Origin of the sequence: Natrialba sp. SSL1 (assembly GCF_001861355.1) — an archaeon.
Taxonomy (GTDB): domain Archaea; phylum Halobacteriota; class Halobacteria; order Halobacteriales; family Natrialbaceae; genus Natrialba.
In genome coordinates this window covers 248,604-274,880 of the sequence record NZ_MASN01000052.1, presented here as the reverse complement: position 1 = coordinate 274,880, position 26,277 = coordinate 248,604, and the positions used below count along the sequence as shown (strand labels likewise).

Sequence of the window (26,277 nt, the reverse complement as noted above, 5' to 3'; positions counted from 1 at the left end):
CTGACTCGGTCGCAGTCTCAGTCGTCAGCCGGCACTTCCGCTTTCTCTGATTCGCTCTCGCTCGATTCCTCGTCCGCCCACGCGAAGAGGTCGCGCAGCCGCTCGCCGACCTCCTCGATCTCGTGATCCTTCTCGGCCTGGCGAAGCTGGTTGTAGCTCGGACGGCCGGCCTGGTTCTCGAGAATCCACTCGCGAGTGAACTCGCCGTTCTGGACCTCCTCGAGTACCTCCTCCATATTCTCGCGGACGGAGTCGTCGAGGATGCGCTCGCCGCGGGTGAGCCCGCCGTATTCGGCGGTGTCGGAGACGGAGTCCCACATGCCGCCGTTCCCGCCTTCGTACATCAGGTCGACGATCAGCTTGAGCTCGTTCAGGCACTCGAAGTACGCGATCTCCGGGGAGTAGCCCGCGTCGACGAGCGTCTCGTAGCCGTGCTTGACCAGCGCGGTGACGCCGCCACAGAGGACGGCCTGCTCGCCGAAGAGGTCGGACTCGACTTCCTCCTGGAAGTCGGTCTCGATGACGCCGGCGCGAGTGCAGCCGATTGCCTTCGCGTACGCGAGTGACCGCTCCTGGGCGTTGCCGGTCGCGTCCTGGTCGATCGCGAGCAGACCCGGGGTCCCCTCGTCGTTCTCGTAGTTTCGGCGGACGAGGTGGCCCGGACTCTTCGGGGCGACCATCGTCACGTCGACGTCTTCCGGCGGCTGGATCTGGTTGTAGTGGATGTTCAGCCCGTGGGCGAACTGCAGCGTGTCGCCGGCCTCCAGATTCGGCTCGATGGCGTTCTCGTAGACCGTCGGCTGGACGGTGTCGGGAACGAGCACGGACACGTAGGACGCCCGGGAGACGGCGTCTGCCGGCGTCTCGACCGTCAGCCCGTCCGCTTCGGCAGCGGAGCGCGAGGACGAGTCCTCGCGCAGGCCGACGACCACGTCGACCCCGCTCTCGTGGAGGTTCTGCGCGTGGGCGTGGCCCTGGCTGCCGTAGCCGAGCACGGCCACGGTGTCGTCGTCGAGGGTCGATACGTCTGCGTCGTCGTCGTAGTAAATCTCGCTGGTGAATTCGTCAGTCATCGTCTGCTGGTGCGTATTGATTCTGCGGGTGGCTCGCCGCTTCGGCGGTCGATTCGGTCGTGCTCGCGGGTGCGGCGGTGCTCTGAGTGCCACGGGCGAGCGCCGTGGTTCCCGTCCGGTCGATCTCGCGGATGCCGAACTGCTCGAACGTCTCGATCGCGGCGTCGATCTTCTGGCGCGAACCGGTGATCTCGATCGTCGCCGTCTCGGGACAGGAGTCGACGGTCTTGCCGTCGTACATGTCCGCGACGGCTGCGACCTCCGCTGGCTGATCCGCGTCGATCTTCACGAGCGCGAGTTCGCGTCGCATCGCGTCGGACTCGAGTTCGCGCACGGAGATGACCGGGATCAGTTTGCGCAGTTGCTTCTTGATCTGGTCGATGCCGGGGTCGGGTTCCTCGACGACCAGCGTGATCCGCGCGCGGTCGTCGTCGGTCGTCGGGCCGACGGTGAGGCTCTCGATGTTGAACTGCCGTCTCGAGAACAGCCCCGAAACGTCAGAGAGCACGCCGGGTTCGTGTTCGACGAGCGTCGAGATGACGGTCCGGCGCGGCTCTTGCTTGGCCTCGACCTCGGGGTCGATCCGGATGCCCTGCTCGTTGCGCCGCCCCGCTGGGGTCGGTCGCTCCTCGGGAGCGGGGCCGTCCAGGCCGCGTCGGCGTCCAGAGCCGTCTCCGCTCATAGCTGATCCTCCGCCAGCGCGAACTGGCCGTTGTCGCCGCCGCTCGGAACCATCGGGTAGACGTTCGCCTGCGGGTCGATGTGGACGTCGATCACCGAGGGGCCGTCTTCAGCGAGTGCGGCCTCGATCGTGTCGGCGACCTCGTCGTACTCGTCGATCCGGAAGCCGCTCGCGCCGAAGGCTTCGGCGAGTTTGTCGAACTCGGGCATCCAGCCGTAGTCCGACGCGGAGTGGCGGCCCTCGAAGAAGGCGTCCTGCCACTGGCGGACCATGCCGATGTACTCGTTGTTGAGCACGGCGACGGTGATGTCCAGGTTCTCGCGGACGGCCACGGAGAGGCCCTGTAGCGTCATCAGGAACGAGCCGTCGCCGTCGATGCAGACGACTTCCTGGTCGTCGTCGGCGGCGAGGCGCGCGCCGATGGCGGCGGGCAGTCCGTACCCCATCGTGCCGAGCCCGTGACTCGAGACCCACGTCCGAGGCTCGGTGAACGTCCAGTACTGGCAGGCCCACATCTGGTGCTGGCCGACGCCGGTCGTGACGACCGCGCGGTCGCTCGTGGCTTCGTCCAGCGCCTCGACGACGAACTCCGGTTGAATCGGTTCGTCTTCAGGCGCGTCGTAGGCCATCGAGTAGTCCGACTTCCACTGCTGGCACTGCGCGCGCCACTTCGTCGCCTGCGGCGAGGTCTCGACGGCGCGGGCGAGCTGGGAGACGACGGTGTCGGCGTCGCCGACCAGCGGGTAGTCCGCGTGGATGTTCTTCGAGATCTCCGCGGGGTCGATGTCGACGTGGATGATCTCCGCGTCGGGCGCGAACGTCTCGATGCCGCCCGTGAGGCGGTCGTCGAATCGGGTGCCGACGGCGATCATCGTGTCGCAGTGGGTGATCGCCATGTTGGCGTAGCCGGTGCCGTGCATGCCGGCCATCTCCATCGAGAGCTCGTGGTCCTCCGGGAACGAGCCGATACCGGGCATCGTCGTGACGACCGGAATGTCGTGCTCGATGGCGAACTCGCGGCAGGTCTCGCTGGCCTCGCCCTTGATGACGCCGCCGCCGAGCAGCATGATCGGTCGGGTCGCGTTCTCGATCCGTTCGGCCGCGGACGCGACGATCGTCGGATCGGCTTCCTCCGTCACCTCGTACGTGTCAGGCGTCGCCGGCTCGTCGGGTTCGCGGTCCGTCTCGGCGTTCGTGACGTCCTTCGGCAGGTCGACCAGCGTCGGTCCTGGACGCCCCTCACGGGCGAGCGCGAAGGCTTCGCTGACATCGGTGCCGACACGGTCCGGATCGGCAGCGAACGTGTTGTCCTTCGTGACCGGCGTCGTGACACCTGTCGTGTCCGTCTCCTGGAACGCGTCGTTGCCGACGAAGTCCGTCGGAACCTGGCCCGTCAGCGCGAGCATCGGGTCCGAGTCCATGTCGGCGTCCGCGATGCCCGTGACGAGGTTCGTCGCGCCCGGCCCCGAGGTCGCCAGACAGACGCCCGGTTCGCCCGAGACGATGCCGTAGGCGTCGGCCGCGTGCGATGCGCCCTGTTCGTGGGCCATCGTCACGTGCGTGATATCCGAATCGTAGAGCGCGTCGTAGACGGGCATGATGGCCCCGCCCTGCACGCCGAAGGCGTACTCGACGCCGGCGTTCTCGAGTGCGCGGACGACGGATTCGGCACCCGTCGTGACTGGCTTGGGCTGTGTGCCGTCACCAGTGACAGCCGCGTCAGCGCCGGTAGCGCCTGCGGTGGTGTCGTTTCCGTCCGCGTTGGCTGTTGCGTCCGCGTCCTGGTCTTGGTCCTGGTCCTGGTCCTGGTCGTCGTGCTGTTCCTCCGGTGGGATCGAGGTTGCGCGTTCGCTCATCGGTTCCCTCCCGCCGTCGTGCGGCGATTCGATCGGGTGAATCGCTGCGAGCGATACCGTTGTGTCCGTGTTGTCATCTGTGTCGTAACTGCTGGCTCTGAAGACGATGCGGCAAATTCGGGTCGGCGATAAGGAGTGATGTGAGGGGCTAGTAGGCCCCTACAATACGAATCGAAGCGAACGCGCTGCTGTCGCCCGACTGGCGAGCCGACAGCGAAGCGCGGACCGTCATTGCTGATAACGTAGGTCCGCCGATCGTTATAACTGTTGGGGGTGGGGTAATCGTTGCCTGCCGACACGGGCGATCGAGAGAGCAGGGGCTCAGGAGTGGGTGCAAACGAGGCGGTCATTCCTCAGATGCGCACCTCCTCGTGCTCCTCGTGATCGCGGTCGTCGCGGTCTCGCTCCGTGAATTCGTGCGCTTGCTCTGACTCCTGCCGACGGTCGACGTCAGCATCTTCGGCGAAGCGCTCCAGATCGCTGACCGTGACGCGGCGCTTCTCTGCGCCGTAGTCCTTGACGCGGCGGGTTACCGCCCGTACCTCGTCGTCGGTTGGATCGTAGCCGCGCTCGCGCAGTCGCTCCCGTACCGAGTGGGTGCCCGTATGTTTGCCCATGACCAGTCGGCGCTCGGCACCGACCATCTCGGGAGTCATTACTCCGGGCTCGAAGGTATCGGAGTTCTCGATGACGCCGGCGGCGTGGATGCCGCTCTCGTGGGAGAAGGCGTTGTCGCCGACGATGGGCTTGTTGCCCGGCGTCGCCATCTCGCTCTTCTCCTCGACGATCTCGGAGAGTTCGGTGATGCGCGTGGTGTCGATACCGGTGTCACACTGGTAGAGCGACTCGACGGACATGACGAACTCCTCGTAGGCGGCGTTGCCGGCCCGCTCGCCGATCGAGTTGACCGAGACCTGCGCCTGATCGGCTCCCGCTTCGATGCCGGCCAGCGCGTTCGCGGTGGCCAGCCCGAAATCGTCGTGGGTGTGGACGTCGATCCGGGCGTCGGTGTGGGCGCTGATCTTCTCGATCATGTCGCCGAACCGGCCCGGCGTCGCGACGCCGCAGGTGTCGGGAACGTTGATCCAGTCGACGCCGGCCTCGCTGACCGCTTCGACGACGTCGAGCAGGAACGTCTCGTCGGTTCGCGTCGCATCCATCGGCGAGAACATGCAGGTCACGCCCGCCTCTTTGATGCGTTCGACCGAGTCGACTGCGCGCTGTGCGACCTCCTCCCGCGTGGCGTGCATCGAATCCTCGATCTGGACGTCGCTGGTGCTCACGAACGTGTGCACCATCTCGACGCCGGAATCGAGCGCCGCTTCGATGTCGCCGTCGACGACGCGGGCTAACCCGCAGGTTGTCGTCGACGTCGAGGAAGCAATATCACGAACGGCCTCGAACTCCGCGTCCGAATTGACCGGGAAGCCAGCCTCGATGACGTGGGTTCCCATGTCGTCCAGAATCGCGGCGATCTGCCGTTTGTCGTCGTAGGAAAACGACGTTCCGGGTGACTGTTCACCATCCCGGAGGGTGGTATCGAAGACACGTGCTGACTCAATTTCGTCAGTGGAATCTAACGTGCCCTGGAAGAACTCGACCCCCCTGATTGGTATCAGAGGATGGGCTGTCTTGGTGAGACATTGTATCCGTTCCCAGGGAGGAAGTGGTATATAAATCTGGTGCAGAAAGACCTCGATTTGCGTGCCGTGATGAATTATTACAGATGTCTCGTCTACAAAACCGACAGACAGCGACGCCTATAGTGTGTTTATATGCCCTAATAGAATACAACGTCGGCAAGCCGATTTGTCTATTCGTCGGAACAAAGGTGACCAAATTTGCCTCGAATCCACGGCCGATTTGCTGGCGCGCGCAACTCGATGGACGTTCGGTCACTGACGTCCGACCAATCTGCCCTGGAGTAGTCCTTCGTCCAATAATCGACTCCCACAAGAACACGTGTCCAAGGAGGTCACCGAGAAACAGATGAACGAACGCCGGGAAACGATCCATTCGACGCATCGGAAATTCTCAGCCGAGACGTTCACTCATCGACGTATCCACTCATCACCGCTGCCTCATCACTTCCACTTTCATCACCACCACCGCCATCACCACCACCGCCATCACTACCACTGCATCACCACCACCGCCATCACCACCACCTCCTACTCACTCTCGAGTGCCCCCCGACGCGCTTCGTACTCCTCGACGTACTGTCCCTCACAGGAACGACAACAGAACGTCTTTCGCTCCCCGTCGACCGTCGTCGTCACGCCACCGTCCGTAATCTCCTTCCCGCAAAGGACACAGTCGAGGGCAAACCCAGCCGCCGACAGCGCGAGTCGCCGATCGGAGCGAGTGAGCGGTGTCACGTCGTACTCGAGTACACGCGAGAGATCGAGTTCGGTCGCGAGCCAGGAGCGGACGTTGCCACCGGAGATGGCGGCGTGGACGAGAACGTGGCCGTCCATGCCTTCGAAAACGTGATCGACGCCGTCGAGGGTGGTGGCGGCGTCGTAGACATCGGCGACGGCGTCGGGTTTGGGGTGGAGGTTGACGAGGACGGCGGTTTCCTGGCGGAGCGTCGAGCGGTCGATGTCGACGGTGAAGCCCTGGATGACGCCCTGCTCCTCGAGCCGCGAGATGCGGTCGGAGACGGCGGGCGGGGTGAGGCCGACGTGGTCGGCGATTTCGTTGTAGGGCCGACGGGCATCCTCGGTGAGCAGGGAGAGAATTTCGAGGTCGGTGTCGTCGAGGTCGCGCATGGTCGTCTCTCACGTGGGCAAGCGGGTAAAGACTGCGCTGAGAGCGGATTGCGGACGGCGGTGGCACGGAGTCGGAACTCGTGTTCAGATGCCACCTACGCGTGTCGGTATCACCTCGTGTGCAGGTACCAGCATTTTACGCCCGGTTGTGGGAGCACTGTCCATATGACCAGCGACGAGATCACCGACCTGCTGACCGAAGCCTACATCGACGAACTCGAGACCGTGATGAACTACCTGACCAACGCCATCGTCCTGGACGGCGTCCACGCCGAGGAGGTCAAAGAGAGCCTCGAAGCCGACGTGCAGGAGGAACTCGAGCACGCGCGCCAGCTCGGCAACAGACTGAAGCAACTCGAGGAGTCCCCGCCAGGTTCAGCGGCGTTCGAGGCGAGTCAGTCGAGTCTGCAGCCGCCCGAGGACACGACAGACGTGCAGTCGGTCATCGAGGGGGTACTCGAGGCAGAGGACGACGCGATCGAGACGTATCGGGCGCTTCACGAAGCCGCCTCGGAGGCGAACGATCCGGTGACCGAGGACGTGGCGGTGTCGATCCTCTCCGACGAGGAAGCCCATCGGACGGAGTTCCGCGGTTTTCAGAAGGAGTTTCCGACGGACTGACGCGTTATAGTAACAACTGCAACTATTTACACACTGATCGCACGACAGCTGTGCGATCAGGTGTGCATTGACTTGCAGTGGCTACTATAGCTGGCACTTCCGCGGCGCTCGCTCAGCCGACGACGCGAGCCAGAGTGATGCGGCGCGCGAAGACTCTCTCGCAGAGGAACGTTTTTCTCGTCGCGCTCCCACGAAGCGCACATGAGCGACTTCGACCTCGATCTGCGGACGGTCGAGGAACATATCGACGAGGAACTCGATATCGAAGGGAGCATCGTGCTCGGCGTTCTCGACGGGGAGACGCCGGAAGACGAGTGGGTCGAGGCGATTTCGAAGGGGAACGTGCTCGTTCTCTGCGTCGAGGGTGACGTCAACGAACTGGCGTCCGGTTTCGCCCGCGACGTCAAGGAGGCAGGCGGGAATCTCGTGCACTTTCGTGGATTCCTGCTCGTAACGCCGCCGGGCGTCGACGTCAGTACGGATCGACTCTGAGCCGGCTCCCGTCCGATTCATTCCTCCTGCTTGCCCTTCGGAGAGTGGCGTAGCGTGACCTCCTCCTCGCCGTTTACGGAGAGGGATCGAAGATCCCTCAGGCAGTCGGGCTACGCCCGACGACGGCGAGGCTTCCCACGAACTGAGGCCCGCTGCGTTGGGAACTTCCGTTTACACACCGACGGGGTGCTGGCGGGGCCACGCCGCCGTTACTCCTATCCGGCAGTGGGACCGAGGTTCTGCCCTGCTGGCTCGGAGTTATCTGGCTTGTTTTACGTCGGTCAGCACCCAGTACGGCCACAGAACACGTACGTCTGTGGTGCGGCGATTCACGTCCGCCGTAAAACGACGGGATTCTCTCGCCTCAAGAAGATAGCCGTTCGACGGTCGTAGTGATACCCATCTCGCGTCTCACCGCACTCACCCGCCCACAACCATACCCGTCCGGAACGCTGAATCGCGAACGGCAGGAGTGACAGCACAGCGGTCAAAACAGTTAGGGAAGTGGGCTCGCATCTGTCCGTATGGGACGATACGGCTCGCTAGATTACGCCCGGTTAACCAAAGGCGGCTTCTTCCTGGGGCTCGGTCTGTTCGTTCTCGGGGCCACCGGCGAACTCGTCGGTCACCTCGTCTACGGTTCGTTGCCCGCCTGGGAACACACGCTCTTTTTCTACGCCGAGGTATTCGGCCTCCTTATCGGCTTTTTCTCTCCGTGGGTGTTCGGCGTCCTGCTCCCGCTCACCGAGTAGTGGACGCTGCTCGCTCGCGAGCGCTCGGTTATCCGTGCAAATCCGACTGACCGGTTATCCGTGCAAACCCGACTAACGTGAGGACGGCGACACGAACGTAACCACGTGTCCGTCCGGATCCCGAACGACCACGCGTTCGGCGGACTCCTCGTCTACCTGTCGTACCTGCTCTGCCACCGCCTCCAGCGCAGCAGTCGGTTCGTCGGTCTCGAACCCAAGGTCGACGTGAACCCCGCCCCGGGCATCCGCAATTCCAAGATGGGGCTCCCACAACTCGAGTGCCATCGGGCCGTTCATCCGGACGCGTTTTCTGTCGTCGCCGATGTCGACGGTCTCGAAGCCGAGGTCGCTGTAAAAGGATTCGGCGCGCTCGAGTGACTCCACTTCGAGCACGACCTCGAAGATGCCGTCGATTCCCGGGCCGGCGACATCTTGCTGGCCGAGTTCGACACAGTTGCCGTCGGGATCGTAGAGATAGAGCGATCGGACGGGGCCGAACTGCGCCTCGTCGAGGTCGTATCCGGCTGCCTCGAGTCGATCCCACCAGTCGTCGTACTCCCCCTCCGGAATCGAGAACGCGTAGTGGGTGTGCAGGCCGCCGCGGGGTACGCCGTCGGGACGGCGCAGGACGAGGTTCGTGTCGCCGGCCGCGAGCGCGAGTTCGTTCTCGTGGCCGGACTCGCCCGCGCAGTGTCTTTCGTCGTTCGCGTCTCGTCGTACCGACAACTCGAGTACATCCGTATAGAACTCCCGCGCTGACTCGAGGGACTTGACCTCGAGTCCGAGCCAGGAGAGGGTAGTGAGCATAGCGGCCCTTCTTTGGAGAGAGGTATAGAGGCATCGCCGAGTTCGGGCGACTGGGTCGCGAGAGTGGAACGCGGACGACGGGATTGCGGGGTGGAGTGCGGACGACGAGAGAACGGGCGTCCACGGTAGTTGCCTGTCACGTTTATGTGACGACCGCCCGTAGCGATCAGCATGGCATTTCGCGTCGACGAACGCGCGAGCGAGTTTCAGGTGATCGATCGGTTCGACGGCGGCGTCGGCTGGATCGCCCACCCCGACGAGCGCATGCAGCGTGCGAGCCACGCCCTGGTCGTCGACGGTGATCAGACCCGAAGCGCGTCGGGCAAGGATGTCTGGGTCTTCGACCCGGTCGACGCGGAGGGACTCGACCAGTTGCTCGCCGAGTACGGCGAGGTTGCCGGTGTCGTCGTCCTGCTAGATCGACATACACGCGACGCGGCGGCGATCGCGAACCGGCACGACGTGCCGGTCTATTTGCCGGCCACGTATGAGGATGTCTCAGAGGAGATCGACGCCCCGGTCGCACGCTTCACCAGCGAACTCTCCGATACCGGCTTCGAGGCACATACGGTGGTCGACAACCGATTCTGGCAGGAGGTCGCGATCTACGACCCCGAACGCGGAACCCTGCTCGTCCCCGAAGCGGTCGGCACGGTTTCGTACTTCCTCGCCGGCGACGAACGCCTCGGTGTCCATCCGATGCTTCGGCCCGTCCCGCCGACGGACGCCCTGAGCGGGTTCGCCCCCGAGCGCGTCCTCGTCGGCCACGGCGCAGGCGTCACCGAGTCCGCAGCGGTTGCACTCGAGGAGGCACTGTTGAACGCCCGGCGTGGTGCACCGCGGGTGTATGCCGGTGCAGTGAGGCGGTTGTTGCCGGTGTAGTGCGGCGGTTGCCGACAGTTGCTCGACAGTTGCTCGCCGGGAGTTCTGCGCCCAGACCTGGGTTTGGATCTGAGTCTGGGTTTAGGCTGGATCTGCGCATGGACTCGGGTCAGGGTCTGGGTTTGCCGGGGCGTACATCTAACTACGCGCTCCGCGTAGGGACCGCCCACATGGTGTACATCACCCGCGCACTCGTCGACGTCCTGCTCGATCTCGCCAGCGATGCGGATCCGGATCGCGTGACGACCGGCGTATCGGTGACACCCGCGGGTGAGCTCGCGGGCGGCGGTGCGGGCGCAATCCCACCCGACACGCCCGTCTTCACCGATTTTTACCTACCCGATCCCGGGAACGCGATCAACGCCGTCTTCGGCGTCGATCTCTCGACACCTGCGCGCCAGGCCCAGGGACAGTTCGTTTCACATCCGCTACGCGAACTCGAGGTGACGAAGCGAGACGACCTCGCACAGGTGGTCTTCGTCGCGGTACCGCCGTGGTCGGACGACGAGGATTCCTTCGGTGCGTTCGACCGGTCGGGGAACCGCAAGCCGCTCGAGATTATCGACGCCGAGCCACCAGAGCAGTCGCTATCCGGCTAACCGCAGGAATTGATGGGTCGAAGATGCAAACGCGTCCACCGAGACGGTAAGCAGGCCACCGATCTTTGTCTCGGACAACACTCATACCCCGCAAAATAGTCGATTTGTGGCCGCAGTGGTGAGAACGACACCAGCAGCGGCGGCAGCGAAAGCAACAACAACAGCAACAGCAACGACGACGGCCATCAGCCGCTGTACAGCAGTCTCACCAGCCGCTGCCGACAACGTCAACCGCCACTCGGCACGCCGCCGTCGATAATTCGGTCGATGATACCCCGACGTCCCGTCTCGCTGCGTTCGTCCTCCTCATCACGGTCTGACGATGGGAAGTTCGGAACGTGTGGCATGATTTGGTCGACCTCCGTGTAGGAATACAGTTTCGAGTCGGAAAATAGCATTGCCGAGCGCTGTTCGCCCCCTCCGCTCTCTACACACTCTCTTCGGTGCGCACGAGGACTACTCGAGATACCCGAGTCCACGAAGCTGTTCGGTGATCTCCTCGAACTCCGCCTCCGTAAGTTCGCCCTGTTTCTGGTGCTGGATGACGATGCTTCGCAGCAGGAATCGGACGAGGTCGCTCGTGCTCTGGAAGCTCGTTCCTTCGATGGTTTCGTCGACTCGGTTGGCGAGATCCTTCGGGATCGACACCGTCGTGTACTCGGTCATAGTCGATACTCCGTCGCGGGCGTCAAATGCGTATCGCCACCGAGAGATGTCTCCGGTTTCTGCATTCGGAATCGTGGCGCATCCAATTCTGCCCTGAAAACCGCACGGACTCCGTAGCGGTTTTTATATTTCGGCAGTCTATCGCATGGTATGGGAGTCCGGCCACCATCGAGCGGAGACGACGACGACCCGGAGAGTGTCGAGTTCGGAATCGCCGCCGTCGATGCGCACCTCCGAACTGCTGACCTCTCGTTTCCGGCAACGAAAGACGACGTCGCAGCAGAGCTCGGCCACGAACGCGTTCCGTACGACGTCCACGGAAATGACGTTACACTGGGCGAAATGCTCGACGAGGTCCAGGCGCGCGAGTTCCGCTCGAGACAGCAGTTACTGAACGAGTTGCACCAGCCGTTCGAGGAATATCGCAAGGAGCATTCGGGTGGGATGTTTCAGCAGGTGCGGTCGATGCTGCCGTTCTGAGTTTGAGTCTCTGAGCGTCCGTTCTTGCCCGCTCTGGGCGCGTTGAACGCAGTACGTATTGGATGCTCTGCCCCGGAGAAGAGAGAAGAGAGATGAGAGACAAAAGACGAGACCGTCGCTCGATTACTCGTCGTGTTGTTCGCCGCCGTCGTCATCGTACTCGAACGCGCGATCACCTTCTGTTGCCGGCTGCTGGTCGCGTGCCTTCCGCGTAATCTGCTCGAGTCGCCGCCGCTGCTCGCGATGCAGGGTCACGAGCATGTCCGAGAGGACGCCGAACATGAGTAGCTGTACGCCGAGTAAGATGGCGGCCGCCGAGACGAGCGCGAGAATCTCGTGGCCAACGCCGTACTGGAGCCAGCGCCAGAGCACGTAGGTCGCGATTGCGCCACCGGCCGCGATGCCGCCGATGCCGAGACTCCCGAAGTAAAACAGCGGGTTGTTCGTCTTCGCCAGCGAGTACAGCGCGAGGATGATCGTCCCGCCGTCTTTGATCGGGTGGAGGTTCGTCTCCGACTCCTCCGGTCGGGCGCTGTAACTGACCGGGACGACCGTCGTCTCGACGCCGTGTTTCACACACTCGACGGCGAGTTCGGTCTCGATCGTAAAGCCGTCCGAGTCGAGCGAGAGCCGATCGAACGAGTCGACGGTGAACGCCCGGTAGCCCGAGAGGATGTCCTCGTACGCTGCGCCGTGGATGAACCGGAACGAGCGATTGATGAGTCGGTTTCCAACGCCGTTCAGCGCCTTCATCGCGTCGTCGTCCATATCGGCAAAGCGGTTGCCGATGACGTGCTCGTAGCCACGGGAGAGCGGTTCGAGCATCGTCTCCGCATCCGCCGGATCGTACGTGCCGTCGCCATCGAGCATCAGGACGTAGGGCACATCGATGTAGGACACTGCTTCGCGTACGGCCTGTCCCTTCCCCTTGCCGGACTGGGTTAGCACCTGTGCGCCGTGCTCGCTTGCAATCTCTCGCGTCCCGTCTGTGGATCCGCCGTCGATGACGACGACGTTTCCATAGCCGAGGTCCTGAAAGTCGTCGATTACGTCACCGATCGTCGCCGCCTCGTCGAGGGTCGGAAGGAGGATACAAACGTCCGCGGCCGAAATCTCGCGCCGCTCGTCGGTCATGGCGAGCACGCCTCCGGTCTCGGAGGCCGGATCGACCGACTCTGCACGAGTTCCGTCATACTCCATCGCCAGTCACTCGTTGGGCGGTATGCAAAAGGATACTGATACGCTGGTTGCCACGCTGTCGAGGGACCGCTCATCCCCTCGCCTCCTTGGACTCTGATAACCCCAAACCTTGCTCCGCAGCGCTACCAGGTCAGCCCCTCGTACACGTCGAGTTTGCGCTCATCAATCTCAACCCGTCGGCCGTCGACGACCACTCGCTGTGCCATCTCATCGAACGACAACTCGTCGAACTCTGGCCAATCCGTCGCCACCACCGCCCCGTCCGCATTAGAAAGGGCGTCGTCCGGTGAGGCAGCGAACTCGAGTGCCCCGTCGAATCGCGTCTCCCCGTACTGCTCTCTGACGTTGTCCATCGCGACCGGATCGTAGGCGACGACGCTCGCGCCGCGTGATTGCAGTTCGTCGATCACGTCGAGTGCACGAGACTTGCGGATATCGTCGGTACCCGGCTTGAACGAGAGTCCCAGGACAGCAATCCGCGCAGAATCAAGTGAAACGTGGTCTGCGAGCAGGGAGACCAGTCGGGTCGGCTGCTCGTCGTTGACCGAGACGACGGCGTCGAGCAGGTCGGGGTCGTAGCCCTGCTCGCGAGCGCCGGCCCGGAGCGCGGCGACATCTTTGGGGAAACAGGAGCCGCCCCAGCCGAGCCCCGAGCGCATGAAGCGAGCCGAGATGCGGTCGTCGAGGCCGACCGCCTCGAGGACCTCGTAGGCGTCAGCACCGTACTCCTTGGCGATATTGCCCAGTTCGTTCACCAGCGAGACCTTCGACGCGAGGAAGGCGTTGTTCGCGTACTTGATGAGTTCGGCCTCGCGGACATCCGTTTCGACGAGATCCGTTTCCTCGCGTTCGAGGATAGGCGCGTAGAGGTCGCGGAGCGTCGCAGCGGCGGCGTCGCTCGTCGCGCCGACGACAACCTTGTCGGGTTCGAGGAAGTCCCGCACCGCGGTTCCCATCCGCAGGAATTCTGGATTCATCGCGAGGTCGAGACCCTCACCGATCGCGGTGCCGGACTCGCGCTCGAGGATGGGGCCGACGACGTCTTCGGTGGTTCCGGGCAGGACGGTGCTCTTGACGACGACGAGGTGATCGCTCTCGGCGTCGCTTTCGCCAACCGTTGGCTCGAGTGCACGGCCGAGTGACTCCGAACCGGCGCGCATCGGCGCGAGGTCGAGACTGCCGTCCTCGGCCTGTGGCGTCGGGAGACAGAGGAACGTGACGTCGGTCTCGCGAACGTCGGCGTAGTCGGTCGTCGCGCGCAGGTTCCCGCTCATACTGGGACCATCGGAATCGGCGTGGTCGGCGTCGGGACCGGCGTGGTCGGCGATTCGCTCTGCCAGCCCGGACTCGTGAATCGGGGCCTCGCCGGCGTTGATCGTCTCGACGATTGCCTCGTCGATTTCGACGTTGACGACCTCGTGGCCGAGATCCGCGAGACAGGCGGCGATCGTCGTTCCGACGTAGCCGCTGCCAATGATAGAGACGTGCATACTGTGAGTCGTACACGAGCAGACGAGCGACTGCGATTAGTCGTTTTTGGATCTGAAACCCTGTCGGATTGGGACGGCCGTAGACGAGAACGGCGGCAGTTAGCCGTCGAGGATCGTCTCCATCTGCCGGCGCATCCGCGCGTCGATCGGAATTTTCGCACAGCGCTCGTCGAGGCCGATCGTCTGCAAGATGAGACTCGAGTCGTCGAGCAACGAGAGCTGGAGGTAGGTCCCCTCCCGGTAGCCGTCGCTCGTCCGCTTCATATCGATGATTTTCAGCGTTTCGTACTCGCGCAACTGATCCGTGATTCGCTTCTTCCCGAGGACGTTCGCGTCGATGGCTTCTGCAAACGCCCGGTAGACGCGGTACATCTCTGTCGCTTTGAACGCCGAGCGATCGGTGAACTCGTCCATCGTCGCGAGCGCGGCGATAGCAATCTTCGCCTGTGTCGGACAGCCACGGATCAGATCCTGAATGCGCGTGACTTCGGCGTCGTCGTTCGCGACGCGGACGTGTTCCTCGCGAACGCAGTCGGCGTCGTTGTCCCGTGCGACCTCGCCGGCGAGTCGGAAGAGATCGATCGCCCGTCGGGCGTCGCCGTGTTCCTGGGCAGAGAAGGCTGAACAGAGCGGGATCACATCATCCGAGAGGACATCAGCTCGGTAGGCGTCACGCCGTCGAGTGAGGATATCGCCGAGTTGGTTCGCATCGTAGGCCGGGAAGACGATCTCGTCCGGCGAGAACGAACTCTCGACGCGGGTGTCGAGTCGATCGCCGTACTTGAGGTCGTTGCTGATGCCGATGACCGTAATACTCGCGTCGACGTCGTTCTCCTCGCCGGCCCGGGAGAGTTGCATCAGGAGTTTGCTGTCGTCGGCGTCTTCTGGTGGGACGTTCTGGACGTCGTCCGGCGGCGCAAGTCGGTCAATTTCGTCTAACACGACGATGATAGCGTCGTACAGTTCGTCGATTACCTGCCACAGACGGTCGTAGTACGCCCCCGTCGCGATCCCTGAGTGCGGAATCGTGATTCCAGTTTCCTCGGGTTCGTTGAGCCGTTTCGCGAGGTGGATCACGGTCTGCACCTCTGACCGGCGCTGGGCACAGTCGATGACCGCGCGGCCGATGCGAACGTTGTTTTCCTCGCCGCGCTCGACGACTTCACGGCTGACGTAGCGGGTGACGAGCGTCTTTCCGGAGCCGGACTTGCCGAGCAAGAGTGTTCCCTTCCCCGTACCACCAGAAATCGTCGGCTTCAATCGCCGTGCGACGGTCTCGATCTGGTTGTTTCGCCCGACAATCTTGTTCTGGTCGGGGACGTGATCGATCCGTAGCAGATCCTCGTTCGCGAAAATGCGATCCTCCTCGTCGAGAACCGCCAGCGGATCGTCGCGAGATTCGGAGCGAGAGTGAGCAACCGCCCCGTGCTCGGCCGCGAACTCGCCGAGCGTTGCTCCCCCCTCCGTCGACAGTGTCATACACCGTCTTTCAAATGAATTTGGTTTAGTTCTTTCTTTCTCACCTATCTTCGGTCGGGAGGTACTCGAGTGCCGTTCTTACATTTCACGATCAGCATACGGCGATATAACGGCTGAATGCTGTCGATGTGACGAGATAGACACCGGATTTCAAATGAATTGGCATCACAGTGTGGTGCTGGCTCCGCTGGTGCTTGGTGGCGGGGTGGGGACCCACACCAGATTTCAGATGATTTCGTCACTGGGTAGATGGGGTGGTGGACAGATCTGGTTGTTGGGAAATGAACTGATGGAAAATGGGCTGGTGGGAACTCGAGTAGTGGCGACGAAGACGGGACACTCACACCGGATTTCAGATGTAATTGTCGGGAGGGTGTGGGTGGGGTGGTAGGAGGTGGGGAAGTAGAGCAGTGGTCGAGCGATAGGGCTGATGGAATGGCGAAACAGTGGAATGGCGATGATGGAACTGTGGGTGGGGATGATGAAACAGTGGAACGGCGATACTGAAGGTAACAACGGGATAGGAGAGAATTGGTGATGAGAGTAACGCCGAGAACGGTCTGGTGGACTGGTGATCTGGTAATCTGGTGGACTGGTGATCTGGTAATCTGGTGGACTGGTGATCCGGTGGTCTGGATTGCTGTGATGGTTGACGAGTGCCTGATTGAGGCAGGAACCGTCTGGAGAACAGTGCATCGGTGGCCACCGAATTCATCTGAAACCCGGTGTCCCAACTGGGTATGCCCGCCGCACCAATTCGCGGAAAACGCTGCAGACAATATAAATAGATTGTCTCCAAAACATGCAGAACCAGTATGTTTCTCATCATCGTCTATCTTACCTTTCTACTACGCTAGTAGTAGTACTAGATAACCTGTACAGTAATAGTTATAATAAACATCCAAGGCCGCCGATAGCTTGTCGGTAGAATGTCGCTCTTCAAACGTTTCTACAGCCGATATTCAGCACTTGGACCCAACTACACCATCATCCGCATCTCACACCCCACCCCTCACGTCCCCCTCCATTTCATCTGAAATCTGGTGTGGGGGTGCCGATAGCCACCAGTCACGTACTGTTTGACTCAACACATCAACACAAGATCCCACACAATTGAGATAATCCCGCACGTCAAAACCTTGGCTGTCGTTCGATTGAGCGCAGGGAAAACGGATTGGCTGCGCTACTCGAGTACACCTTGCTGAGTCAGCCTCGATCGCGGACGCTCACTCAGTCTGACTGGCCATCGGTGAGTCTCCCTGGAGGCGCTCCGTTGCGGTTTCCTGGTCTTCGGGATAGCCGACGTCGATGCGCCAGCCGTCCATGCGGATCGCGTCGATCGTTCGGCCGGACTGGATGAGGAGGTCGATCGCGTCGGGAAGTTCGTACTCCCCGCGATCGCTGGGCTGGACGAGGTGGCAAGCGTGGAAGATCGCGGGCGTGAACGTATAGAAGCCGGTCATGACGAGATTCGATGGGGGTTCGTCGGGTTTCTCGACGACCTCGACGATTTCGCCGTACTCGTTCGTATCGAGGACGCCGTAGCGCGAGGCCTCCTCGTAGGGGACTTCTTCGACGAGGAACGCTGCGTCGGCTCGCTCCTCTTGCTGACGGTTGACTACGTCACCGAGGTTGCCCCGGAAGATGTTGTCCCCGAGCATGAGCATGAAGTCGTCATCGATGTGTGGTTCGGCCTGTAGGATGGCATGAGCGAGACCCAGCTGCTCGCGCTGATGAGCGTAGGTGATCGGAACGTCCTCATACTCGTCGCCGTAGCGTTCGATGATCTGCTCTTTCTGGTAGCCGACGACGACGATGAACTCCGTTGCACCGATCTCGAGAAGATTGTCGAAGACGTCTTCGATGAGCGGCGTTCCGTCGACTTCGACGAGGACCTTCGGTTTGTCCTCGGTCAGGGGCCGAAGGCGGGTTCCCTTGCCCGCGGCCAGTACGACTGCTTGCATATGGATAGAGGTCCGATGCAAGTCCTATATGTCTTCGGGCATCGTGATTGTTCAGTTTTATCGGCGATCTTCTTTTGTTGGTGCTGGTGTACAACCGGAGACCGTTCTCCACTCACGAGACAGACCGGTGCAACTCTCGATCGTGACCTGTTACCCTGAGCCTGCCTACCAGCAGTTATTCAAGGATACTCGGGCAAGAGCACCTATGAGCGAAGAGACCGTGCCGGCCGTCGTACTCGCGGCCGGAGAGGGTCGTCGGCTCGATCCGCTGACGAACCGGCGACCAAAACCCATGGTTCCGGTCGCGAACCGACCGATACTGGACTACGTCGTCTCGGCACTCGCAGGTGCCGGTATCGACCGCATTGTACTCGTCGTCGGCTACCGCCAGGAACGGATCAGGAACTACTTCGGCGACGGCGACGACTGGAACGTCGACATCGAGTACGTCGTCCAGGACACACAGCTCGGGACCGCCCACGCGGTCTTGCAGGCCGAGGCGGTCGTTGACGGTCCGTTCCTCGTGCTCAACGGCGACCGAATCGTCGATCCCTCACTCGTCTCGCAGGTCCGCGACGCGGTCGCAACCGACGCCGACCGACCCGTCCTCTCGGTCACCCGGTCGGCCCACGCGAGCGACTACGGCGTCGTCTCCATCGAAGGCGACCGCGTCACCGAAATCACCGAAAAGCCGACCGCCCCAGCCCGCTCGGAATTGATCAACGCGGGCGTCTACGGCTTCTCGAACGACATCTTCGATGCGATCCGGGAGACGCCGACGGAGAAAGGAGAGCTCGCAATCACGACGACACTCGAGACCATCCTCGCTGACCGGCCCGCCAGCGCCGTTCGGGAACACGACACCTGGCTGGATGTTTCCTACCTCTGGGACCTGCTCAGCGTCAACGCGGCAATTCTCGGCGACGACAAGTTCGAAACGACCCAGGAGTCGGCACTCGAGGGCGCAGTCGCGACGGATACGGCGATCGGCACCGACGTTTCGTTGGGTGCCAACGCGACCGTCGGCGGCAGCACCGCGCTCGGCGACAACGTCACGATTCAGCCGAACGCGGTCGTCTCGAACGCGGTCGTCTTCCCCGACGCAGTGATCGAATCCGGTGCCGTCGTCCGCGATGCCATCGTCGCGAGCAACGCCAGAATCGGAGCGAACACGACGATCGCAGGCGGAACGAGCACCGTTGTTGTCGACGGCGAGGTCCACGAAGACGTCGACTTCGGCGGCGCGATCGGCGACAACGCCACCCTCGGCGGCGGCGTCACCGTCGATCCCGGCACCGTTCTCGGCGACGACGCCGTCGTCGACGCCGGCGCGCACGTCACCGGTCGAATCGAACCCGATGCGGTCGTCAGGAGGGGGTAATCATGTGTGGAATCGTCGGCTACGTCGGTGAGGGTCCCGTCGGATCGATCGTCCACAGCGGCCTCGAAAACCTCGACTACCGCGGCTACGACTCGGCGGGCATCGCGCTCGTCGACCGCGGCTCAGACGACCTGGCCATCACCAAACGCGAGGGCGAAGTCAGCGGCCTCGACGTGCCGTCCGTCTCGAGTGCAACCTGTGGGATCGGCCACACGCGCTGGTCGACACACGGCCCGCCGACCGATACCAATGCCCACCCGCACACGGGCATGACGGGCGAGGTCGCCGTCGTCCACAACGGTATCGTCGAGAACTACGCGACCCTCAAGGACGAACTCATTGCAGACGGCCACGAGTTCACGAGCGATACCGACACCGAGGTCGTCCCCCACCTGCTCGAGCAACGACTCGAAGCGGGCCACGATCTCCAGTCGGCACTCGAGTCCGTCGTCGACGAACTCGAGGGCAGTTACGCAATCGCCGCCGTCGAGGCTGGCTCGGATCGAATCGTCGCGACGCGCCACGAGAGCCCGCTGGTCGTCGGCCACGGCGACGGAACTGCCTTTCTTGCGAGCGACGTCACCGCCTTCCTGGAGCACACGCGCGATGTCACGTATCTGCAAGACGGCGACGTCGTCGTTCTGGAGGACGGCACAGTGACGATCACACAGGATAGGGACCCTGTCGACCGCCCCATCGAAACCGTCGACTGGGACGCCGACGCCGCCGAAAAGGGCGGCTACGACCACTACATGCTCAAGGAGATCCACGAACAGCCCACCGCGCTCCGGCAGGCGCTCTCGGGGCGGGTGAACCTCGACGACGGAACTGCCGACCTCAACCTCGAGTTCCCGCCCGGATTTCTGGAGTCACTCGAGGAGATCCAGTTGATCGCCTGTGGCACCTCGTACTACGCCGCCCAGTACGCGGCGGGGCTCCTCGAAAGCGTCGCCGACGTTCGCGCGTCGGCCCAACTCGCCAGTGAGTACACGTTCAACGGCGGCCGCGACCCCTGGCGGACGCTCACTGTCGCCGTCACGCAGAGCGGCGAGACGGCCGACACGCTCAGCGCGCTGCGTCGCGCCAGTGGCGCTGGCGTACGCACACTCGCAGTGACGAATACGCTCGGCAGCACGGTCACACGGGAAGCCGACGACAGCCTCTTCATCCGTGCGGGGCCGGAAATCGGCGTCGCCGCGACCAAGACGTTCGCCTCGCAGGTGACGACCCTTGCGCTCCTCTCACTCTTCATCGGCCGAGAACGCGGGACGCTCTCGGCGGCCGACGCTCGAAGTGCACTCGCAGACCTCCGCGGACTCCCCGGCGCAGTCCAGCAGGTCCTCGACGAAGCCGACACAGTCCGCGAGGCGGCCGAAACCTACGTCGACGCCTCGGCGTACTTCTTCGTCGGCCGGACCTACGGCTATCCGGTTGCACTCGAGGGCGCGCTCAAGTTGAAGGAGATCGCCTACGACCATGCGGAAGGATTCGCTGCAGGCGAGTTGAAACACGGCCCGCTCGCGCTCGTGACCGACGAGACGCCAGTTCTCGCCGTCCTGACCGAGGGAACGCGGCCGGCAGAGACGCTCAACAACGTCGCCGAAGCACAGACCCGCGGGTCACCCGCGATCGGTATCGTCGACGGCACCGTCGAGACGAACGCGCTGGATGTCTCGTTCGAGGTGCCATCACTTGGGACCGCGACGCCACTCGTGGCGAACGTCTACCTGCAACTGTTCGCGTACTACATCGCGGATCTGCAGGATCGGCCGATCGACAAGCCGCGGAATCTGGCGAAGAGCGTTACGGTCGAATAACCAAGCACAGGATACGTCCTCAATTTGGGAGGAGTGGTATATCGAACGGGAGATTGTTCGTTACTGTCGTTCGGAACGAACTCGAGATTCCAAACAGTGCCCCGAAGTAGACCACTGCACCGATAGTCACCAAGATGCCGACGAACACAGTGTTGTACTCGGCCAGCCAGTGCGCTTCTCCCAACTGACGGGTACCGTAGACAATGAGCCCCATTCCAACTGCTGCAGCCCACTGACGGCTGATCTCGGACAGTGGAACCGTAATTGGAACGTTTGATCTGACGTAGTAGTAGGCGACTACGAGCCCAACTGCAGCAGATAGTGCTGTTGCAATGGCTGCACCGACCCAGCCGAGCTGCCAGATGAGAACGACGTTGAGGATGACGTTCGTAGCGATGAAGACACCGTTTGCCCGAAACGCAAGGTCAGGTCTGTCGATCGCATTGAGCGTATTCAGCAACTGTTTGTTATAGGTGTAGACGAGCAACGCGACGATGAGAACTGTAAGCACCTCTGTCCCGGCGACGAACGGTTCGCCGTAGACCAGTAGTAGTCGATCACCAATGACCAGTGCACCGACGAGGCCTGGAATCAGAATCAGTCCTGCATAGGAGAGCGCATCTCTCGTGAGCCCGGCGACTGCACTCGAGTCCTTCTCCGCGGAGACCTTACTCATCTCGGGAAAGAGCGTGCTACTGATCGCATCACCGAAGATATCCAGAAACTTGCTGAGCGACCAGACGACAGAGTAGATGCCGATCAGTCCCTGGGTGACGAAGAAGCCGAGCACGGCGATATCGACGGTATCGAACGTCTTGCTGCGCATCTTTCCGAGCCAGGCAAATTTGGCGTACTTGAAGAGACTGACGACGTGTTCCTTCCGTGGGAGTGCGGGTCGAAGGCCGAGAATCCAGATGCCGATCGTCGCCGTCATGATGTAGGCGATCGCGTATCCCCAGAGCATTCCTGCGAGTTCGAAGCCGATCACGACGAGCGCAACCTGTACAATCGCGCGCGTAATCTGCTTGCCACTCGAGAGAACTGCGTAGACGTGCACGAGATGGGTCCCTTTCAGCGATGCGTTGATGAGTTCTTTGTAGAGAGTAACAAAGAGGATAAGAACGACAAATTCGGCAACTGGCACGCCAACGTATGCGTTCACCTGTTCACGAAAGACGACGACGAGGACAGCAACCGCGGTCATCATCGCCCCCATTACTATGAGTCCAGCGCCGACGAATTCCTCCGCTTCTTCACCTTCGCTGATCCGTTTGGTAATTGCTCCGGAGAACCCGACCTGACCACCAATCGCGAACCACGTAACAAGCGTTATGACGAGCGCGTACTGGCCGAGGATGTCTTCGCCGAGGACTCGGGCGAAGTAGACTGTTGCGAGAAAACCTAGTGAGGCACCGAGGAATTTAGATACAAAATATATAATTGATGTCTGTCCCAATCGCATACAAATAACTCACTCTATCTAATTCGGTTGTCAGGGTCCGGTGATAAAGTAGATTGTTGTCTGAGGTAGAACTTTTATTCATCGCTTTGTTCAGTCACCCAACTATCTGGAACGGTCTCAGCAATATCTGGGTGGTTAATGTTGCTTTTTGCGCGTTCAGATAGTTCTTCTTTTGAGTTAGCGTTCATGACTTCTTCGCGTAGATTTTGCCATTCGGAGTGGCGAACAACAATACGAACGGGGATTTCGTCAAGTTCAAGCACATGAGAAATCGCAAGCCGATGGTTGCCATCAATGAATAAGAAGTCGCCGTTACGACTGATAGCTACCGCTATATCGGTCTTTGATCGATCAAATGAACCGCTCAGAACTATAGATTTGACGCTCCTGCCCTGCAATTCGGATTGTGATTTGAAACCAGACTCTTGAATAGAAGCATACAAATCTTCGATGCTCTTCGCTCGTTGTTCAATATCATTGATTGTTCGACAACCGTTCCAGTACACTTCCCCTTCACTGACGCGTTCTATAGCTGTAGAATATATCTCTGTGTTTTCCCAAGCAACATCATTTTGGAACCGATCAACAACGCTACGATATTTTATGAGTTCATTGAGTGATTTGTTCGACTGATCCCAGTTTCCAGACCGAACCTCACCGATGTGTTTCCATCGATCAATATTCCCTGGCGCAGTGCTCTGTATCTTCTTAGGATTCACTTTTATAACTGTGAAGGGTTCTGCCATTCGCTGGTGAAAGTGTAGATATTGTTTATAAAAATATATTATATAATAGTTTATACCTTGATAATTCAATCCTATGATCCTCAGTACTGTACTGAAAAAGGATAGAATACCTTCATTTCGGAGAATGTAAAACCCATCCCGGAATAAAGATTGGATAGTTGTGAGTAATTGCATTGGGGACATGGTGATATAATTCGGTTACGATTGCAACCCATTGATGATTTCCTTTCTGTGGGCTCTGGTGAATCGAATAACTACGTAGACTTTAACCGATAGAACTAGGGAGTTAAAACAGGAGGATCCTATTGATTATGTCAAATTTTTATTCATTCGCTGGGAATGCCGTGATGTTGGCTAAAAGTGCTGTTGGTAGTTGAGCCGAAACCGCCGCCCCCCAAACGATGGTGGCGGATTCGTCGACTACGCCGTCGTTTCGTTGCATTGTCTGCGGGTATACTTAGAGAAATCCTACCGTGAAGCGTTTAATTCTCTGAGTGAGGTGCCGGAAATATTGGCGGTAATTAGCCTTAAGAAGGTCAATTTCCTTGATCACTCGGCGCTAGTGAAATCGTTTGGCAAGACTAAGATGCCGGTCCGGTGAGTGCTGCTACGCCTGTCGGCGAACTGCATGAGCCACTGGTCATGCAGAGATAGACGCGACGTTTTTGACCGTGAAAACGCCAACAATACTATTTCTGATGGACGAATTACCACGTGTGCACACGCTCAAGACAACGGCTCTTGTCGATGTGAAGTCACAAACTGTTCTCGACGTTCAATACATGACCGAGAAACGTTGCGACACCCAACTCGGCTGGCAACTCGTCCGCCGTGAGTTACACAATCTCGCTGCCGACAAAGGCTACAACTGGCAGTAATTTCGAGATAAGCTGAGAAAAGAAGGCGTGAGACCGCTAATCAGGCATCGTGAATTACATCCCATTGATCACGCGCACAACGCACGGATTGATGGGTACTCTCTACGGGCAGAGAGCGTTATCTGGGATCGTCTTCTCGGTGATCTAGCGCACGTTCGGCGATGCCGCGCGTGTGCGATCCTGATATTAAGAGTTCCGTAAGTTCTTCTATCGTTTATTCGACCTGTTCTTCGTTGACCACTACATCAGCTTCCAAAGCAACAATTCAATCAAAAGCAGCACGCCCTGACACCCGCTATAGTAACAACTGCAACTATTTACACACTGATCGCACAGCAGTCGTGTGATCAGGTGTGCATTGACTTGCAGTGGCTACTATAGAATGTCCGGATTATGCTCGCCCTCACAAACAAACCTGAACGCACTTGTGGAACAGAAAATAATTTTGGCTCATACTATACATACCCCAAACTCTCTAAGTGCTCCAGTGTTCTATTGTTGATCCGGTCCTGATGCGATGAAACTCCCAAATCGGAATAGCGATCAAATACGTCTGTAACAACCTCGTGAGCATTATCCTGATCGATGACTGTCGCGGTGTGTGCATCTTTAATCTCAACCGTGACAGCATTATCATCCCATTTTAAATACTTCTTAACACTTCCGGTTTCGTTTTTGTACACTGCCTGAATTTCTCCTCCATAGGGGTCAATATCATCGCAGAACTTCCCCGCCCGTTGAGCATTTTTCTTCTTGTGGTCAATTGTTGATGCGGATGCTACAACTGGCCCATCTGGAACAAACTCGTTACCGTCCCATTCCCCTTTCACAGCAGCCTTAACTGCCTCTGGAAAACAACGAAGTGTCGCTGCGTCAGAGACTTCGCGTCCATACGACTGGTTAGGATACGAGACGATTAGTGGAACATGGAGAAGAGATTCATGCAACCCCACAATATGTCCCGCAATGGGAAAATCAGGGCGGACACGACTATATTCGCCAAACCCCTCACCGTGATCAGATGTTATGACAAGGAGCGTCTCGTCAAGAATCTCACGTTCTTCAAGTTCTGTGACAAGGTCTTCGAGATACGAATCCACTTGCCTAATTGTGCCGTCGTAGATATTTTCAAAAGCATTCCAATCCTCCCAGGAGACCTGTTCACCGTATACTTTCCACGAAGTAGGATCAAGATCTGCCTGTTTCTGTTGCAGTTCTTTTCCCCCCCAGAGGTCATACTCTTTTGCAGGGTAAAACGGCAAATGTGTGTCCATTAGATTGAGACAAGCCGCCCATGGCCCGTTCTGTGAATCAATCCATGAATAAAATGGATTCAGGAAGCGATCTGCCGAATGGTCAAGTTGTTGTTCCAATCTGGATGATGAGAGAGAAAGGCTAAGTTGTTTTGCAGCGCCATTTGCTAGTCCTCTAATTGGGCGATCACTCCTAAGACAGTGCGTCAGGAAATCAATATACTTTGACCGGTTGTTATTATTTTCAAGATATTCTGGACTATTGAAGAAGATATCGGGGTCGTCTGCCTTTGGAAATAGTCGGCCCCGGCGGCCTACAACATGATCAAAGCAGGATTTGAGCGATTTGTCGCCTGTGAGATTGACATTATCTGAGAAAACACCAGTCGTATATCCGTGTTCTTCACTGAGTGTATGCCAAATCGTACTAGTGGGATCTAGCTGGTGGGTAAGAAGATCATGTGCACCGTGTTCTTTAACCTCCATGCCAGTGAATATACTTGCATGACTAGGGTAACTGGTCATCCCTGGTGCACGGGCTTGTGTGTATAATGTTGCGTTCTCAGAGAATTGGTCTAAGAAGGGTGTTGTCTTCCGTTCGTAATCATGTAAACTCGTGTTTTTTGCTCTTGTACTGTCTAAAACCACAAGTAGAATATTTGGAGCAGCACTCGTCATTAGGGATACAACTCAAATAGTGGGGTAAGTAACTTGTGAATTGTTAATTTACAACTCTCAAGCAAAGGTGATTATGATATTGTAGAAGGTGGCGATTCGTCCACACTAATAGTTCAATATGGGGAACATTAATAATAACGAATGTATTCATCTATATATTTTATATAGAATAATACTCTGTTTGATGATGTATTATACGACTATTCCGCACTCTCCCACACATCTTGCCAAGTGATGTAGATGTTATT

Annotated in this window: 22 protein-coding genes and 1 pseudogene; 9 read left to right on the top strand and 14 right to left on the bottom strand. The window is 59.7% G+C overall.

The window, feature by feature from the left end; genetic code table 11:
- Positions 1-17: 17 nt before the first annotated feature.
- The 5 genes from ilvC to BBD46_RS18570 form a co-directional block, all read right to left on the bottom strand.
- Positions 18-1,073 carry a ketol-acid reductoisomerase gene (gene ilvC / locus BBD46_RS18590; protein WP_071403148.1) on the bottom strand — a complete coding sequence of 352 codons (1,056 nt, stop codon included), beginning with the start codon at positions 1,071-1,073 and terminating at the stop codon, positions 18-20.
- Positions 1,066-1,755 carry an acetolactate synthase small subunit gene (gene ilvN, locus BBD46_RS18585; RefSeq protein WP_071403147.1) on the bottom strand — a complete coding sequence of 230 codons (690 nt, stop codon included), beginning with the start codon at positions 1,753-1,755 and terminating at the stop codon, positions 1,066-1,068. The genes ilvC and ilvN overlap by 8 nt, the downstream gene beginning before the upstream one ends.
- Positions 1,752-3,611 (bottom strand): biosynthetic-type acetolactate synthase large subunit, encoded by a 1,860-nt coding sequence (gene ilvB, locus BBD46_RS18580; protein WP_071403146.1) that lies wholly within the window; start codon positions 3,609-3,611, stop codon positions 1,752-1,754. Before ilvB ends, ilvN begins: the two co-directional genes overlap by 4 nt.
- Before the next feature lie 353 nt (positions 3,612-3,964).
- Positions 3,965-5,260, bottom strand: coding sequence for a LeuA family protein (locus BBD46_RS18575; protein ID WP_171908250.1), 1,296 nt, complete (start codon positions 5,258-5,260; stop codon positions 3,965-3,967).
- Positions 5,261-5,782: 522 nt separating this feature from the next.
- Positions 5,783-6,382 carry a winged helix-turn-helix transcriptional regulator gene (locus BBD46_RS18570; protein ID WP_071403144.1) on the bottom strand — a complete coding sequence of 200 codons (600 nt, stop codon included), beginning with the start codon at positions 6,380-6,382 and terminating at the stop codon, positions 5,783-5,785.
- A gap of 165 nt (positions 6,383-6,547) precedes the next feature.
- On the opposite strand from BBD46_RS18570, the gene BBD46_RS18565 reads away from it, so the two are divergent.
- The 3 genes from BBD46_RS18565 to BBD46_RS18555 all read left to right on the top strand — a co-directional run bounded on the left by BBD46_RS18565 (position 6,548) and on the right by BBD46_RS18555 (position 8,247).
- Positions 6,548-7,003: a ferritin-like domain-containing protein gene (locus BBD46_RS18565; RefSeq protein WP_071403143.1), complete on the top strand. Its 456-nt coding sequence runs from the start codon at positions 6,548-6,550 to the stop codon at positions 7,001-7,003.
- A 201-nt stretch (positions 7,004-7,204) separates the two neighbouring features.
- Positions 7,205-7,495, top strand: a complete 291-nt coding sequence (locus BBD46_RS18560) for a DUF5779 family protein (protein WP_071403142.1) — start codon at positions 7,205-7,207, stop codon at positions 7,493-7,495.
- A 524-nt stretch (positions 7,496-8,019) separates the two neighbouring features.
- Positions 8,020-8,247: a hypothetical protein gene (locus BBD46_RS18555; protein ID WP_071403141.1), complete on the top strand. Its 228-nt coding sequence runs from the start codon at positions 8,020-8,022 to the stop codon at positions 8,245-8,247.
- A gap of 72 nt (positions 8,248-8,319) precedes the next feature.
- On the opposite strand, the gene BBD46_RS18550 is transcribed toward BBD46_RS18555, so the two are convergent.
- Positions 8,320-9,054 (bottom strand): VOC family protein, encoded by a 735-nt coding sequence (locus BBD46_RS18550; RefSeq protein WP_071403140.1) that lies wholly within the window; start codon positions 9,052-9,054, stop codon positions 8,320-8,322.
- A gap of 171 nt (positions 9,055-9,225) precedes the next feature.
- Between BBD46_RS18550 and BBD46_RS18545 the strand changes: the two genes are divergently transcribed.
- Positions 9,226-9,936 (top strand): hypothetical protein, encoded by a 711-nt coding sequence (locus tag BBD46_RS18545; protein ID WP_071403139.1) that lies wholly within the window; start codon positions 9,226-9,228, stop codon positions 9,934-9,936.
- 170 nt (positions 9,937-10,106) lie between these two features.
- Positions 10,107-10,535: a hypothetical protein gene (locus BBD46_RS18540; protein WP_071403138.1), complete on the top strand. Its 429-nt coding sequence runs from the start codon at positions 10,107-10,109 to the stop codon at positions 10,533-10,535.
- 456 nt (positions 10,536-10,991) lie between these two features.
- Here the strand turns inward: BBD46_RS18540 and BBD46_RS18535 are convergent, their stop codons facing one another.
- Positions 10,992-11,201: a ribbon-helix-helix domain-containing protein gene (locus BBD46_RS18535; RefSeq protein WP_004216700.1), complete on the bottom strand. Its 210-nt coding sequence runs from the start codon at positions 11,199-11,201 to the stop codon at positions 10,992-10,994.
- A gap of 150 nt (positions 11,202-11,351) precedes the next feature.
- Here BBD46_RS18535 and BBD46_RS18530 point away from each other — a divergent pair, with 150 nt between their 5' ends.
- Positions 11,352-11,681, top strand: a complete 330-nt coding sequence (locus BBD46_RS18530; RefSeq protein ID WP_071403137.1) for a hypothetical protein — start codon at positions 11,352-11,354, stop codon at positions 11,679-11,681.
- Between the two features lie 123 nt (positions 11,682-11,804).
- On the opposite strand, the gene aglJ is transcribed toward BBD46_RS18530, so the two are convergent.
- The 4 genes from aglJ to aglF all read right to left on the bottom strand — a co-directional run bounded on the left by aglJ (position 11,805) and on the right by aglF (position 17,814).
- A complete protein-coding gene (aglJ, locus tag BBD46_RS18525) occupies positions 11,805-12,881 on the bottom strand; it encodes an S-layer glycoprotein N-glycosyltransferase AglJ (protein WP_071403136.1) in 1,077 nt (358 codons plus the stop codon).
- A gap of 122 nt (positions 12,882-13,003) precedes the next feature.
- Entirely contained in the window at positions 13,004-14,371 is a 1,368-nt protein-coding gene (locus tag BBD46_RS18520) for a UDP-glucose dehydrogenase family protein (protein WP_071403135.1), read from the bottom strand.
- A gap of 99 nt (positions 14,372-14,470) precedes the next feature.
- Positions 14,471-15,850, bottom strand: coding sequence for a Cdc6/Cdc18 family protein (locus BBD46_RS18515; protein ID WP_071403134.1), 1,380 nt, complete (start codon positions 15,848-15,850; stop codon positions 14,471-14,473).
- 1,226 nt (positions 15,851-17,076) lie between these two features.
- Positions 17,077-17,814: a UTP--glucose-1-phosphate uridylyltransferase AglF gene (aglF, locus tag BBD46_RS18510; protein WP_071403133.1), complete on the bottom strand. Its 738-nt coding sequence runs from the start codon at positions 17,812-17,814 to the stop codon at positions 17,077-17,079.
- Between the two features lie 205 nt (positions 17,815-18,019).
- Between aglF and BBD46_RS18505 the strand changes: the two genes are divergently transcribed.
- Positions 18,020-19,195 carry a sugar phosphate nucleotidyltransferase gene (locus BBD46_RS18505; protein ID WP_071403132.1) on the top strand — a complete coding sequence of 392 codons (1,176 nt, stop codon included), beginning with the start codon at positions 18,020-18,022 and terminating at the stop codon, positions 19,193-19,195.
- A gap of 2 nt (positions 19,196-19,197) precedes the next feature.
- Complete coding sequence (gene glmS, locus BBD46_RS18500; RefSeq protein WP_071403131.1) at positions 19,198-21,012, top strand: glutamine--fructose-6-phosphate transaminase (isomerizing); 1,815 nt, start codon at positions 19,198-19,200, stop codon at positions 21,010-21,012.
- Between the two features lie 19 nt (positions 21,013-21,031).
- Here glmS and BBD46_RS18495 read toward each other — a convergent pair whose 3' ends face one another.
- Both BBD46_RS18495 and BBD46_RS21905 read right to left on the bottom strand, forming a co-directional pair.
- Positions 21,032-22,474, bottom strand: coding sequence for a polysaccharide biosynthesis C-terminal domain-containing protein (locus BBD46_RS18495; protein ID WP_071403130.1), 1,443 nt, complete (start codon positions 22,472-22,474; stop codon positions 21,032-21,034).
- Positions 22,475-22,548: 74 nt separating this feature from the next.
- Entirely contained in the window at positions 22,549-23,220 is a 672-nt protein-coding gene (locus tag BBD46_RS21905) for a chromosome partitioning protein ParB (RefSeq protein ID WP_241431474.1), read from the bottom strand.
- A 311-nt stretch (positions 23,221-23,531) separates the two neighbouring features.
- Between BBD46_RS21905 and BBD46_RS23265 the strand changes: the two are divergent.
- Positions 23,532-24,243 (top strand): annotated as a pseudogene (locus tag BBD46_RS23265) (transposase); the annotation flags it as partial.
- A 310-nt stretch (positions 24,244-24,553) separates the two neighbouring features.
- Here the strand turns inward: BBD46_RS23265 and BBD46_RS21895 are convergent.
- Entirely contained in the window at positions 24,554-26,029 is a 1,476-nt protein-coding gene (locus BBD46_RS21895) for a sulfatase-like hydrolase/transferase (protein WP_084777819.1), read from the bottom strand.
- Positions 26,030-26,277: the final 248 nt, after the last annotated feature.

What these genes read in the sequence shown, in the direction of transcription:
- ilvC (WP_071403148.1), bottom strand. Translation starts at nt 1,073, where the DNA reads ATGACTGACGAATTCACCAGCGAGATTTACTACGACGACGACGCAGAC.
- ilvN (WP_071403147.1), bottom strand. Translation starts at nt 1,755, where the DNA reads ATGAGCGGAGACGGCTCTGGACGCCGACGCGGCCTGGACGGCCCCGCT.
- ilvB (WP_071403146.1), bottom strand. Translation starts at nt 3,611, where the DNA reads ATGAGCGAACGCGCAACCTCGATCCCACCGGAGGAACAGCACGACGAC.
- BBD46_RS18570 (WP_071403144.1), bottom strand. Translation starts at nt 6,382, where the DNA reads ATGCGCGACCTCGACGACACCGACCTCGAAATTCTCTCCCTGCTCACC.
- BBD46_RS18565 (WP_071403143.1), top strand. Translation starts at nt 6,548, where the DNA reads ATGACCAGCGACGAGATCACCGACCTGCTGACCGAAGCCTACATCGAC.
- BBD46_RS18560 (WP_071403142.1), top strand. Translation starts at nt 7,205, where the DNA reads ATGAGCGACTTCGACCTCGATCTGCGGACGGTCGAGGAACATATCGAC.
- BBD46_RS18555 (WP_071403141.1), top strand. Translation starts at nt 8,020, where the DNA reads ATGGGACGATACGGCTCGCTAGATTACGCCCGGTTAACCAAAGGCGGC.
- BBD46_RS18550 (WP_071403140.1), bottom strand. Translation starts at nt 9,054, where the DNA reads ATGCTCACTACCCTCTCCTGGCTCGGACTCGAGGTCAAGTCCCTCGAG.
- BBD46_RS18545 (WP_071403139.1), top strand. Translation starts at nt 9,226, where the DNA reads ATGGCATTTCGCGTCGACGAACGCGCGAGCGAGTTTCAGGTGATCGAT.
- BBD46_RS18540 (WP_071403138.1), top strand. Translation starts at nt 10,107, where the DNA reads ATGGTGTACATCACCCGCGCACTCGTCGACGTCCTGCTCGATCTCGCC.
- BBD46_RS18535 (WP_004216700.1), bottom strand. Translation starts at nt 11,201, where the DNA reads ATGACCGAGTACACGACGGTGTCGATCCCGAAGGATCTCGCCAACCGA.
- BBD46_RS18530 (WP_071403137.1), top strand. Translation starts at nt 11,352, where the DNA reads ATGGGAGTCCGGCCACCATCGAGCGGAGACGACGACGACCCGGAGAGT.
- aglJ (WP_071403136.1), bottom strand. Translation starts at nt 12,881, where the DNA reads ATGGAGTATGACGGAACTCGTGCAGAGTCGGTCGATCCGGCCTCCGAG.
- BBD46_RS18520 (WP_071403135.1), bottom strand. Translation starts at nt 14,371, where the DNA reads ATGCACGTCTCTATCATTGGCAGCGGCTACGTCGGAACGACGATCGCC.
- BBD46_RS18515 (WP_071403134.1), bottom strand. Translation starts at nt 15,850, where the DNA reads ATGACACTGTCGACGGAGGGGGGAGCAACGCTCGGCGAGTTCGCGGCC.
- aglF (WP_071403133.1), bottom strand. Translation starts at nt 17,814, where the DNA reads ATGCAAGCAGTCGTACTGGCCGCGGGCAAGGGAACCCGCCTTCGGCCC.
- BBD46_RS18505 (WP_071403132.1), top strand. Translation starts at nt 18,020, where the DNA reads ATGAGCGAAGAGACCGTGCCGGCCGTCGTACTCGCGGCCGGAGAGGGT.
- glmS (WP_071403131.1), top strand. Translation starts at nt 19,198, where the DNA reads ATGTGTGGAATCGTCGGCTACGTCGGTGAGGGTCCCGTCGGATCGATC.
- BBD46_RS18495 (WP_071403130.1), bottom strand. Translation starts at nt 22,474, where the DNA reads ATGCGATTGGGACAGACATCAATTATATATTTTGTATCTAAATTCCTC.
- BBD46_RS21905 (WP_241431474.1), bottom strand. Translation starts at nt 23,220, where the DNA reads ATGGCAGAACCCTTCACAGTTATAAAAGTGAATCCTAAGAAGATACAG.
- BBD46_RS21895 (WP_084777819.1), bottom strand. Translation starts at nt 26,029, where the DNA reads ATGACGAGTGCTGCTCCAAATATTCTACTTGTGGTTTTAGACAGTACA.